The 12,075-nt window shown below is 69.2% G+C and carries 12 protein-coding genes; 10 read left to right on the plus strand and 2 right to left on the minus strand.

Translation table 11 applies throughout. The features are described from left to right. The first annotated feature begins 199 nt into the window (after window positions 1-199). Window positions 200-2,047, plus strand: a complete 1,848-nt coding sequence (locus ABZ749_RS01980) for a 2-oxoacid:acceptor oxidoreductase subunit alpha (RefSeq protein ID WP_196920913.1) — start codon at window positions 200-202, stop codon at window positions 2,045-2,047. Then, window positions 2,040-3,074, plus strand: coding sequence for a 2-oxoacid:ferredoxin oxidoreductase subunit beta (locus ABZ749_RS01985; RefSeq protein ID WP_357221853.1), 1,035 nt, complete (start codon window positions 2,040-2,042; stop codon window positions 3,072-3,074). Before ABZ749_RS01980 ends, ABZ749_RS01985 begins: the two co-directional genes overlap by 8 nt. 72 nt (window positions 3,075-3,146) lie before the next feature. Here the strand turns inward: ABZ749_RS01985 and ABZ749_RS01990 are convergent, their stop codons facing one another. Further along, window positions 3,147-3,791 (minus strand): NAD(P)H-dependent oxidoreductase, encoded by a 645-nt coding sequence (locus ABZ749_RS01990; RefSeq protein ID WP_357221856.1) that lies wholly within the window; start codon window positions 3,789-3,791, stop codon window positions 3,147-3,149. Window positions 3,792-3,873: 82 nt separating this feature from the next. On the opposite strand from ABZ749_RS01990, the gene ABZ749_RS01995 reads away from it, so the two are divergent. After that, entirely contained in the window at window positions 3,874-4,353 is a 480-nt protein-coding gene (locus ABZ749_RS01995; RefSeq protein ID WP_357221858.1) for a MarR family winged helix-turn-helix transcriptional regulator, read from the plus strand. A 58-nt stretch (window positions 4,354-4,411) separates the two neighbouring features. Here the strand turns inward: ABZ749_RS01995 and ABZ749_RS02000 are convergent, their stop codons facing one another. Beyond that, complete coding sequence (locus ABZ749_RS02000; RefSeq protein ID WP_112603739.1) at window positions 4,412-5,425, minus strand: potassium channel family protein; 1,014 nt, start codon at window positions 5,423-5,425, stop codon at window positions 4,412-4,414. Window positions 5,426-5,591: 166 nt separating this feature from the next. Between ABZ749_RS02000 and ABZ749_RS02005 the strand changes: the two genes are divergently transcribed. From ABZ749_RS02005 to ABZ749_RS02035, 7 genes are all read left to right on the plus strand, one after another. Next, window positions 5,592-6,104, plus strand: a complete 513-nt coding sequence (locus ABZ749_RS02005) for a SigE family RNA polymerase sigma factor (protein ID WP_357221860.1) — start codon at window positions 5,592-5,594, stop codon at window positions 6,102-6,104. An 11-nt stretch (window positions 6,105-6,115) separates the two neighbouring features. Further along, on the plus strand, window positions 6,116-7,234 hold the full coding sequence (locus tag ABZ749_RS02010; RefSeq protein WP_357221862.1) for a hypothetical protein: 1,119 nt from the start codon (window positions 6,116-6,118) through the stop codon (window positions 7,232-7,234). Between the two features lie 112 nt (window positions 7,235-7,346). Further along, window positions 7,347-7,844 carry a helix-turn-helix transcriptional regulator gene (locus ABZ749_RS02015; protein ID WP_357221864.1) on the plus strand — a complete coding sequence of 166 codons (498 nt, stop codon included), beginning with the start codon at window positions 7,347-7,349 and terminating at the stop codon, window positions 7,842-7,844. Between the two features lie 139 nt (window positions 7,845-7,983). Further along, a complete protein-coding gene (locus ABZ749_RS02020) occupies window positions 7,984-8,580 on the plus strand; it encodes an ATP-dependent Clp protease proteolytic subunit (protein WP_357221873.1) in 597 nt (198 codons plus the stop codon). A gap of 84 nt (window positions 8,581-8,664) precedes the next feature. After that, on the plus strand, window positions 8,665-9,603 hold the full coding sequence (locus ABZ749_RS02025) for a M23 family metallopeptidase (protein ID WP_357221866.1): 939 nt from the start codon (window positions 8,665-8,667) through the stop codon (window positions 9,601-9,603). A 544-nt stretch (window positions 9,604-10,147) separates the two neighbouring features. After that, window positions 10,148-10,657 (plus strand): SigE family RNA polymerase sigma factor, encoded by a 510-nt coding sequence (locus ABZ749_RS02030; RefSeq protein WP_357221875.1) that lies wholly within the window; start codon window positions 10,148-10,150, stop codon window positions 10,655-10,657. A 17-nt stretch (window positions 10,658-10,674) separates the two neighbouring features. Further along, entirely contained in the window at window positions 10,675-11,949 is a 1,275-nt protein-coding gene (locus tag ABZ749_RS02035) for a hypothetical protein (protein ID WP_357221869.1), read from the plus strand. Window positions 11,950-12,075 lie beyond the last annotated feature (126 nt).

Consider the following 12,075-nt stretch of genomic DNA (forward strand, 5'->3'; position numbering starts at 1 on the left):
ACCCCGCAAAGGCGGGCATTTTGCATCCAGATCCGTTCCCAGTCGGCGGACCTCCGGGGATGGTTAGGGCTCCCTTAGACGTAGGCTCTCAGGAGAGGAACGACAGCGGCCGGACCAGCCTGGGGCGGTGCGGTGAAGCGTTGCGTCGAGGAGGTTCCGTGGCCGGGCAAGCCCCGCAGTCGCGAACGAAGGTGGCACAGTGACCAAGCAGATCCGTCAACTCGACCGGGTGGTCATCCGGTTCGCCGGTGACTCCGGCGACGGCATGCAGCTGACCGGCGACCGGTTCACCTCGGAGACGGCGCAGCTCGGCAACGACATCTCCACACTGCCAAACTTCCCCGCCGAGATCCGGGCTCCCGCCGGCACCCTGCCCGGCGTGTCGAGCTTTCAGGTGCACTTCGCCGACTACGACATCCTCACGCCGGGCGACGCGCCGAACGTGCTGGTGGCGATGAACCCGGCGGCGCTCAAGGCCAACCTGGCCGATCTGCCGCGCGGCGCGGACATCATCGTCAACACCGACGAGTTCACCAAGCGCAACCTCGCCAAGGTCGGTTACCAGAGCAGCCCGCTGGACGACGACTCGCTGGCCGGTTACGTGGTGCACCCGGTGGCGCTGACCTCGATGACTGTCGGCGCGCTCGCGGCCCACCAGGTGTCCAAGAAGGACGCCGAGCGGTCGAAGAACATGTTCGCGCTCGGCCTGCTCTCCTGGATGTACTCCCGGCCCTACGAGTCGACGCTGCGCTTCCTGGAGCGCAAGTTCGCGGCCCGTCCGGAGCTGGTCGCCGCGAACGTCGCCGCCTTCAAGGCCGGCTGGAACTTCGGCGAGACCACCGAGGACTTCGCTGTCCGCTACGAGGTCAAGCCGGCCAAGATGAAGCCGGGCACCTACCGCAACATCACCGGCAACGCGGCCCTCTCGCTGGGGCTGGTCGCCGCCGGGGTCCGCTCCGGGCTTCCGGTCTTCCTCGGCGCGTACCCGATCACGCCCGCGTCGGACATCCTGCACGAGCTGAGCAAGCACAAGCGCTTCGGCGTTCTCACAGTGCAGGCCGAGGACGAGATCGCCGCCGTCGGCGCCGCGCTGGGCGCCTCCTACGGCGGGTCGCTCGGGGTGACCACCACCAGCGGCCCCGGCGTGGCGCTCAAGAGCGAGACGATCTCGCTCGCGGTGGCGCTGGAGCTGCCGCTGGTGATCGTGGACGTGCAGCGCGCCGGCCCGTCGACCGGCATGCCGACCAAGACCGAACAGGCCGACCTCAACATGGCGCTCTACGGTCGGCACGGCGAGGCGCCGGTCGCGGTGATCGCGCCCCGGTCACCGTCGGACTGCTTCTTCGCGGCGCTGGAGGCGGCCCGGATCGCGCTCACCTACCGCACCCCGGTGATCCTGCTGTCCGACAACTACGTCGCCAACGGTTCCGAGCCGTGGCTGCTGCCGGACGTGGAGTCGCTGCCCGACCTGCGGGTCGAGTTCGCCACCAAGCCCAACGGCGAGGACGGCACCACCTTCCTGCCCTACCTGCGTGACCCGGAGACCCTGGCCCGGCCATGGGCGATCCCCGGCACCGCGGGCCTGGAGCACCGGATCGGCGGTCTGGAGAAGGCCGACAAGACCGGGGACATCTCCTACGACCCGGCCAACCACGACTTCATGGTGCGCACCCGGGCCGCGCGGATCGAGACCATCCCGGTGCCGGACATCGAGGTGGAGGACCCGGACGGCGACGCGCGGGTGCTGGTCCTCGGGTGGGGCTCGACGTACGGGCCGATCGGCGCGGCGTGCCGCGGGGTCCGCCAGCGTGGCCTCTCCATCGCCCAGGCGCACCTGCGGCACCTGGCACCGATGCCGGCCAACCTCGGTGAGGTGCTCCGCTCGTACGACAAGGTGGTCATCCCGGAGATGAACCTGGGCCAGCTGGCCCACGTCATCCGGGCCCGCTACCTGGTCGACGCGATCAGCTACAACCAGGTCCGCGGTCTGCCGTTCACGGCCGCCGAGCTGGAGACGACGCTGGAAGAGGTGCTGAAGAATGTCTGAGCCCGTCGCCGTCAAGCTCACCGCCAAGGACTTCAAGTCCGACCAGGAGGTGCGCTGGTGCCCCGGCTGCGGTGACTACGCGATCCTGGCAGCCATCCAGCAGTTCATGCCGGAGCTGAACATCCCCCGGGAGCGCACCGTCTTCGTCTCCGGGATCGGCTGCTCGTCCCGCTTCCCGTACTACATGAACACGTACGGGATGCACTCGATCCACGGTCGGGCCCCGGCGATCGCGACCGGCCTGTCGGTGTCCCGGCCGGACCTGTCGGTCTGGGTGGTCACCGGCGACGGCGACGCGCTCTCCATCGGTGGCAACCACCTGATCCACGCGCTGCGTCGCAACGTCAACCTCAAGATCCTGCTGTTCAACAACCGGATCTACGGTCTGACCAAGGGCCAGTATTCTCCGACGTCCGAGGTCGGCAAGGTCACCAAGTCGACCCCGGCCGGCTCGGCGGACGCCCCGTTCAACCCGCTCTCGCTCGCCCTCGGGGCGGAGGCCAGCTTCGTCGGCCGCACCATCGACTCGGACCGCAAGCACCTCCAGTCGGTGCTGCGGGCCGCTGCGGAGCACGAGGGCTCGGCCTTCGTGGAGATCTACCAGAACTGCAACATCTTCAACGACGGGGCGTTCGAACAGCTCAAGGACCCGTCGACCCGGGACGACTACCTGATCCGCCTGGAGCACGGGCAGCCGATCACCTTCGGTGCCGACGGGCGGTTCTGCGTGGTGCACCCGCCGGGTGGCTTCGGTCTGGAGGTCCGGGAGACCAGCTCGGTCCGCCCCGAGGAGATCGTCGTGCACGACGCGACGGTGACCGACCCGGCGTACGCGTTCGCGCTGTCCCGGCTGCCCGGCCTGGACCTGCGCAACACTCCGATCGGGGTGTTCCGCTCGGTGGACCGACCGTCCTACGACAGCGTGGTGCAGGCCCAGCTCGCGGCCGCCAAGGCGACTGTCACCGAGACCCCCGAGCAGCAGCTCGCCGGCCTGCTGGGCAGCGGCGACACCTGGACCATCATCTGATCCGTCGTTACTGACGAGAGCGGCCGTCCCCGATCCGGGGGGCGGCCGCTCTCTCGTCGTACCGGTGCTGCCTCAGCGCTGGGCGCTGGCCGGCGTCCAGAGGTTGTCGATCTCCTTTTCGGTCGCCGCGAGGCTCGCCTCGTGCAGCGGGATCAGCTCGGCCATCGCCGGCACCGAGGGTGCCAGGGTCAGTTCGGTGCCGATGAAGCGCGGCTCCAGGCCGGTCATCGACAGACCGTGCGGGAGCCACTGCTCGGCGTGGTCCCAGCCATGGCGAGGGGTGCCCTCGCCATAGCCGCCACCACGGGTGGCCAGCACCACCAACTCGCGGCCGCCGAGCAGGCCCTCCTGCGTCGTCGGGTCGTAGGTGAGGCCGGCGACGATCAGGTGGTCGACCCAGGACTTCACGCTGCTGGGCACACCGTAGTTGTAGAGCGGCAGCCCGAGCAGCACCACGTCGGCCTGCTTGACCTCGTCGACGATCCGGATGCTGAGCTCCCAGGACTCGCGCTGCGCCGGGGTGTGCTGGTCCGGTGGCGTCATCCGGGCCAGGCCGCCCTCCGAGTCCAGGTGCGGCAGCGGGTCGGCACCCAGGTCCCGGTACGTCACTGTGCCGTCCGGGTGCGCCGCACGCCATGCGTCGACGGCGCGGGCGGTGAGCCGCCGGCTGACCGACCAGTCACCGCGGATGCTCGAGTCGATATGCAGCAGATGCATTATTCCTCCTCCAGGAATCGTCTGTGAAGCACCAACTATTTATAGCAGGCCGATGTTCCGCAGACTCGGTAGACTGGGTCACATGTCCGCGCAGCCGCTCGACTCCTCCGAGCACCGCTCGGGCGCACTCCTGGACCATCTGGCCCGGCGGATGCGACTGCGGTCGGAGTCGGTGTTGGCGCCGCTGGGACTACGCCCCCGGCATCTGGTCGCGCTCACCGTGCTGCGCGCCGGCGGCGGCACCGGGCAGCAGGCGCTCGCCACCATCCTGGAAATGGACAGCACCAACATCGTCGGGCTGCTCAACGACCTGGAGGCGGAGCAGCTGATCGAGCGTCGGCGCTCACCCGAGGATCGTCGCCGACACGTCGTCGAACTCACCGAAGATGGTGCGAAACGCCTCAGCGAGGCCGAATGCGCCCTGGCCAGCGCCGAGGACGAGGTGCTGGGCGCGCTGGATCCCGCCGAGCGGGAGACGCTCTACAAACTGCTCAGCCGGGCGTCCACCGGCACAGCGGTCAACTGCACCGAAGCGATCTGCGTCGCCGACGACACCTGCTGACGCCGCCTCACCACACCGGCGACAGCGGGGCCGGCACGCCGCGGCAGCGGTAGGACGATCAGGCGGTGGTCGCCGACTGGGGACGGTCGTCGCGTACGTGCACCAGCATGTCGCCGGTCTCGATCACCGCACCGGCCCGGTCGGCCAGGGTGACCACCTTGCCCCGCCGCACCAGGGCGATCACCAACGACTCCAGCTCGCGTGGCGAGCGACCCACCTCGTCCCGCTCGGCCGAACGCATCGCCAGCGCCATGCCCTGGCCGGGGGTGAGCAGGTCCTCCACCACGTCGATCAGCGGCGGCGCCGAGGTGGACAGGCCGAGCAGCCGGCCCGCCGTGGCCGAGGAGACGATCACATGGTGCGCGCCACTCTGCTTGAGCAGCGGGGCGTTCTCCGCCTCCCGAGCTGCCGCGATGATGCGGACCTGCCCGGCGGTGAGCTGCCGTACCGTCAGCGCGACCAGCACCGACGCGTCGTCACTGTCGGTCGCGATGATCACGGCCTTCGCGTTCTTGACGTGCGCCTCGTTCAGGACCGACGAGCGGGTCGCCGAGCCCTCGATCGCCACCAGCCCGGCGGAGGTGGCCTGCCGCAGGGCGGCGGCGCTGCGCTCCACCACGACGATCCGCGAACGGTCCAGACCGTTCTCCATCAGGGCGGAGACAGCGCTACGCCCCTTGGTGCCGTAGCCGCAGATGATGACGTGGTCCTTCACGGCTCTCCTCCACCGCGACAGGCGACGGCCGGTCCGGTACTGCTCGGTCAGAACTTCCAGGGTGGTGCCGACCAGGATGATAAGGAAGATCACTCGGGCCGGGGTGATGAAGAGGACGTTGACCAGCCGGGCCGACGGCGCGGCCGGGGTGATGTCCCCGTAACCGGTGGTCGAGAGCGAGACGACCGCGTAGTAGAAGCAGTCGAGGAGGGTGAGACCGTCCTCGTTGACATCGCGGTAGCCGTCCCGGCCGAGATAGACCGCGGCGACCACTGCGAAGACCAGGCCCAGGGCGGCCGCGAGCCGGAGGCTCAGCGCGCTCAGTGGGCCCCGCCGCTGCGCGGGAAAATGGATCACCGTCGAACCTGCTGCCCCGCCGTCGCCTGCACGCCCACAACATAGCGGGTGCACCGCTGATCGCACGTCCGGGCCGCGGCGGACAACCGACGCCGCTCCCGCACCCGACTACCGGACGACAACGACGAACCGGTGCAGGCCGGCAGACGGAGGGGGCGCGACCCTCGTGACGACGAGCGGCAGACGGCGAGCCGAGGCCGACGACGAATACACCGAGTACGTCCGGTCCCGGATGGCGCAGTGGAGACGCACCGCCTACCTGATGTGCGGGGACTGGGACCGGGGCGACGACATCCTGCAACGGGTGCTCACCGAGCTGTACCGCTCGTGGGCGCGGGCGCGGCAGGCCGATCATCTGGACGCCCTGGTGCGCACCATGCTGCTGCGGCGACTGATCGACGAGCGGCGGTTGCGGTGGACGCGGGTCCGCCTCGGCGCCGCGCTGCCCGACATGTCCAGGGCATTCGCTGACCCGACCGACCGGATCACCCTGGTGGGCGCGCTGCGGCAGGTGCCTCCGCGCCAACGCGCGGTGCTGGTGCTGCGGTACTTCCAGGACCTCAGCGTCGAGGAGACCGCCCGCGCTATGGGCTGCTCGACGGGGACGGTGAAGAGCCAGACCGCCAAGGGCCTGGCCACCCTGCGCACCCTGCTCACCCCCACCCTGACCGGGAACTGAGAGGAGCGACGATGCTTGACGAACGCCAGATCGGCGAGCTCATGCTGACCGAGATCGAGTCGGCCGAGCGGCCCTCCGTCGTGCTGGACGTGGAACGGGCGATGACCACGGCACGGCGGCAACGCCGCCTCGCCCACGGTGCCGGCGCCGCGCTGCTGGCGGCGGCGCTCACCGTCGGCGGGCTCACCGTCCCCGGCCTGCTGACCGCGGACCGGGCGCCGGCCCCCGCCCCGTTCGACGCCACGACACTCGCCGGCCAGACCGGGCTACCGGCCGCGCTCACCACCATCGACCCACAGCGGGTGTACGTCCGGTTCGGCTGGCTGCCGGACGGGCTGCCCAAACTTCAATACCAGGCCGGGCTGTTGCTCTCCGGCCCCGGCGTCTATCTCAGCGCGTCCACTGCGCCCGGCGGCGGCCAATGGAAGGGCGTCGCGATCACCCTCTATCCGAAGGGAGTGCAGCCTTCGCCACCGCAGCGGGACAGCGGCGAAGCGGCCCGGCCCGGCGAGACCACACCCGGCCCGCAGTTGAACGGCGGGACCAGCAGTTTCGCCTCGTACAGCGGGGCCGAGCAGCCGGAGGCGATCCTCCGCTGGCGGTACGCCCCGGACGGCTGGGCACAGCTCAGGGTGGTCGGCGTCGGAGCCGACGTCCGGAGCACCGCGACGCGGGTGGCCCGGGCGCTGCGGTTCGCAGACGACCCGATCCCGATGCCGGCCGCGGTGGCGGGTGTACCGGCCGCACTACAGGTGATCGCCGTCGACGTGCAGGAGTCGCTGGACGAGCCGAAGGTCTGGTACGCGTCGACCACCTGGTCACCGAAGTCGATCACCGACGATCCCGGCCAGCAGCGGGCCCGGACGATGACGGTGAGCATCTCCCGCTACCGGAACATCACCGATTCCGCCGACAACGAGTACGTCGACCCGAACACGACCGTCGACGGGCACCCGGCGCGGTTCGGCGGGGAGAACGGCAACGAGTCGTTGACCGTCTACGACGTCGACGGGGCGAACGTGTCGATCGACGACAGCGCCCTGCTCCCCAGCGGTGGCACCCGGGCGCTGTTCCCGGCGGTGACGCTGGTGGCCGATCCGGCCAACTGGCACACCCACCTGCACCGGTGAGAGCCCCGGGCCCGCGCCGTCGAGCGGCGCGGGCCCGGACGGGTCGGCCTTAACGGCCGGGGACGGGCATGATGAGGGTGTTCCCGACGACGACTGCGAAAGTGAGGCCGGCATGTCGTTGCTGCGACGAGTCATCGGCGGGGTGCTGCGTCGCCACCGCCAGCGTCAGGGCCGCACGCTGCGCGAGGTGGCCGAGTCGGCCGACGTGTCGGTGCCCTACCTGTCGGAGGTGGAGCGGGGCCGCAAGGAGGCTTCCTCGGAGGTGCTCGCGGCGATCTGCCGGGCGCTCGGCATCAGCCTCGCCGACCTGCTCGGGGAGGCCCGCGACGACATGCGTCGGGTCGAACCCCGTCTCCCGGCGGCACCCCGCGCCGCACTGACCCACCTGGAGCCTGTCGAGGCGGTCCGACGTGAGATCGGCAATGCCACCCTTCTGGTGGGTCCGCTCGGCGGCGGGCTGGCCCTCCAGCGGGTGCCCAGGGCCGGCGAGCCGACCATGCGGGCCGGCGTGACGGTCTCCGCTGGTGGCTCGCGCCCCGGCCCGCGTACCCCTTGCCTGGCTGGCAGGGGGTCGGCCCCGGTCGGCGCGCGGCGGTTGACCGCCGCGTAGGCCGCGCCGGTTCTGCCGTCGGCGGATCTGCCGGCGGCAGAATCCGTGGGCTGGCCGTCGCGACCGCCGGCACGCTGGTAGGGCCGGTCCACCGGGTGGTCCCACCGCCCGCCGGCACGGCGGAGGGCGGCGGCACATGATGGGGTACGGCGTACAGATGCTCAACGGCGGGCAACCGTCCTTCGGTGATCACGTATTCGAGCGTCTGCTGCGGGAGCGGATCGTCTTCCTCGGCACCGAGGTGACGGAGGAGTCGGCCAACCAGATCTGCGCGCAGATCCTGCTGCTCGCCGCCGAGGACGACGACCGGGACATCTACCTCTACATCAACTCGCCGGGCGGTTCGGTGAGTGCGGGGATGGCGGTCTACGACACGATGCGCTACGTCCCCAACGATGTGGCGACGCTGGCGCTCGGGTTCGCCGGCTCGATGGGGCAGTTCCTGCTCTGCGCGGGTGCGGCCGGCAAACGGTACGCGCTGCCGCACTCGCGGATCATGATGCACCAGCCGTCCGGCGGGATGGGCGGAACCGCCGCCGACATCACCATCCAGGCGGAGAACATGCTGCACGTGAAGCGGACGATGCAGGAGCTCATCGCCCAGCACAGTGGACGGACCCTCGACGAGATCCAGCGGGACTGGGACCGGGACCGGTGGTTCACCGCCGAGCAGGCCCGGGAGTACGGCCTCATCGACCAGGTGGTCACCCGAGCCGAACAGCTGCCGACGCTCTGATCAACGTCTGGTGGCCGCGGTACCGCCCGACCACCCCACCCATTAGCCTCCGTGGATACCTGGGCGGGCGCAGAAGGAGTGGGAATGACTGACGGTCACGAAGGCAGCTGCTGCGGCGACGACACGACCACCTCCGCAGTGAGTCGCCGCACCGTGTTGCGCGCGGCGGTGCTGGGCGCCGGCGCCATCGGCGCGGGTGGCCTGTTGGTCCCCGAGGCCGCACAGGCCGCACCGGCGATCTACAACCCGTTCAGCGCCTACCCGATCACCGACACCTGGGAGGGCCACCTCAGCCGCGGCTCGCGCGGCGGCATCGACTTCGGGATGGGGGTGGGTACGCCGCTGCCCGCCTGCGGCGCGGGGACCATCCAGAACATCCCGAACAACGGCGCGGGCGGGCACACCGTCACGATCCACCACGCGGACGGGTACCGCAGCCAGTACCTGCACCTGTCGCAGTTCCTGCTCGCCAACGGCGCCAGTGTGGGCGCGGGCACGATAGTGGGCCGCTCCGGCGGCGCGGCCGGGGCGCCCGGCTCGGGCAGCTCGACGGGCCCACACCTGCACTGGCACATGATCAACCCGTCGGGTGCCCTGATCAGCCCACTCGTCTACATCCAGCAGAACCCCGCCGACCAGCCCCGTCAGGTGTTCGAGGCGGCAAGCAACGCCGGCTGGCGCGCCCTGCCGGTCTCCGGCAGCACGGGCGCGGTGACCGGCACTGCGGCAGCCGCGATCACCCTCGGATCCACGAAGATCCTCTACACCCTCAACGGAGGCCGGATCCACGAGGCCGCCAGCAACGCCGGCTGGAACAACCTGTGGACCGGCATCCACGGGGCGCAGGGCACCGCGCTGGCCGCGCTGAACCTCGACGGGGTGAAGCACATCTACAACGTCGTCGACGGGTACGTGCACGAGGCCGCCAGCAACAACGGCTGGCGCAACCTCAACAGCGGGGTCCGCGGAACCCGGGCAGCCGCCCTGGGGCTGGACGGCGTCAAGCTCATCTACGCCGCCTGAGTCGCCCACCGCTCCGGCGGTCGTGACCGGCCGGCCCAGATGGTGCGGTGCTAGAGCGCGCAGCCGCTGACCCGTGGGCATCGATGTCGACGAGGGCGGCCGGCCGATCGACGCGGGAACGTGCCGGCTGGTCAGATAACATTTTGCTGATCTGTATGGTGCCCCCGGCAGGATTCGAACCTGCGACACACGGTTTAGGAATTCTCGGCGCGGTGCGCCGAGAATTCCTCGCTGCCTGCAAGGCGGGAAAGTCCTTCTCTAGGCGTCGCACTCAGCGAAATATGCCGGCTCGTTCACCTGGTCGACACCCTGCGGCAATGTATCGGACCGGAATTGTGCACGCGGGACCACGACTGTCGTGGCCCGAGCCGCGCGCCGCCCACTCGGCGGGGTTTCTTGACACGCCGTCGGCCTGAAGTGCCAACCCTGCCGCCGGAGCGCGGGCGGCACCGGAAATCCCTATGCAACCGACGGGAGGGCCCGCACGTGTTCGTGTTGCTCGCCCACGAGGGTGGCACCACGGGAGGAAGGAAACGTGACCGCAGTGATGACCGCAGCCGCGGCCGCACCTCGAGCCTCGACAAAAGACGACCAGCGCGATTTCGACGAATTTTATGCGACAAAGTTCGACGTCCTCAGGTCCCAGCTCTACGCGTACCTGGGTGACCGAGCAGAGGCACAGGACCTGGTGCAAGAGGCATTCTGCCGCGCCTACACCAGATGGGCAAGGATCAGGCAGTACGAAGACTCCTATTCCTGGGTGCGCCGGGTCGCATGGAATCTCGCCACCAGTAGGCTCCGGCGACAGAAGACGTCCGCGATATTCCTGCGCCGCCAGCGTGAAGAACATCACGACGGCCCGTCGCCAGACCGCGTGGCACTGGTCGCGGCCTTATCCAAGATACCGCCGAAGCTTCGCAAGGCCGTCGTTCTGCACTACCTGGGCCAGTTGTCAGTCGCGGAAATCGCTGTGCAGGAAAACGTGGCCGAGGGCACCGTAAAAAGTTGGCTCAGCCGCGGGAGAACCGCCCTCGCCGAGCACCTCAAGGGATGACCGGAAAGGAAAATCATATGTCTGACAACCTGGACAACCTCATTAACGACGCATTCACGGAGTTCGACGCGGCGGAGCGCTCCTCCTACCTGCCTGCGCCGGGAGCCCCCGCAGTCCGCCACAAAGTGGCGTTCCGGCGGAGAGTCCACCTCACGGCATTCAGCGTGGCCGGTGCGTTGCTGATCGCCCTGCCGATCACGGCCTACTCCGCCAGTCCACGGGGCAACAACTCGCCACCCGATGCGATCGGATCCGCCAACCCAGTCGAACCGGCCAGTCCGACTCTGTCGCTCCCCCCGTCATCGGCTCCAGCATCGTCGGCTCCATCGTCGGCCGATCTGCGCAATGCCTCCCTCAACCTCCCGGCGTTCCCTGGCTGGGAAGACGACGGGTGCAAGGCGAAGGGAACGAGGAAATTTGTCCACGGTACGACGACGCTGGCGGATGGCGCGAAACTGGTCATCGGGGAGCTGGCTCCCATCAAGGCCGATCTCGATGGCGTGCCAGGCGACGAGGAACTCACCACCATCCGTTGCCAGAACGATGAGTCGCTGAACGTTACCCAGCTGCTGGCGCTGAAGGTCGCGTCGGACGGCGCACTGACACCGTTGGGATACGTCATCAACTCGGCGGACACTCCCAACGTGGCCGCGACGTTCTCCCGCGAGGCAATAACAGTCGACAACGGCGTCGTCCGGCTCGCCGCCTACGGCCCGTACCAGACCAACGGGTGGCTGCCCTGCGAGAAACAGGTGCGGGGCTATGCGTTCCGGAAGGGCGCCTTCCGTCAGGTGGACGGTCCGACCACCTTCCAGAAGCCATCCAAGAACTTCCACGAGGTCGACTTCCGCAACACCGGCCTCCTCGTGGGCCGTCGGAAGCCCGACGGATTCGGCGAGTCGGTTTACTGCGTGCCGATGGCGAATGGGGCCGGCGAAGTCAACATGTACAACAACAGCGATGACCCCAGCAAGGGCACGACCCACTACACAGTCACGATCGGCGCCGTGTCCTTCGTCAACGCCAGCGACGGTGAAGCGACGTTCGCCATCCTCACGTTGCGGTCCCCTAGTGGCGAGACGTCGCAGACCCTGCAATCCTTCCGGCAGGATGGTGACTACCCGCTCGGCTCGGAGGTTCTCCGGTCGGGCGTCAACGGAGTCACCCGTATTGAGAAGGCGGAAGTCAGCGAAGGCATCGTGCAGGTAACGGTCACGACCACAAGCGGAAAACAGGTGTGGTCGTACCGTCCCTTTGTCGCAGATCGGAGCTGGCAACGAGTCAGCTCATAGCTGCCCCAGAAAGTGCCGGGCCCGCCCGAGCAGACCAGGTCCGGACCGACCTCGTTGACCACGATCAGGTCGGCCCTCTTGCGGGCGAGTTTCGCCCTACCGTTGGCCTCGGCATCCCCGGTCTCG

The sequence above is a fragment of the Micromonospora sp. NPDC047753 genome (genome assembly GCF_040642735.1).
In the GTDB taxonomy this organism is placed as follows: domain Bacteria; phylum Actinomycetota; class Actinomycetes; order Mycobacteriales; family Micromonosporaceae; genus Micromonospora.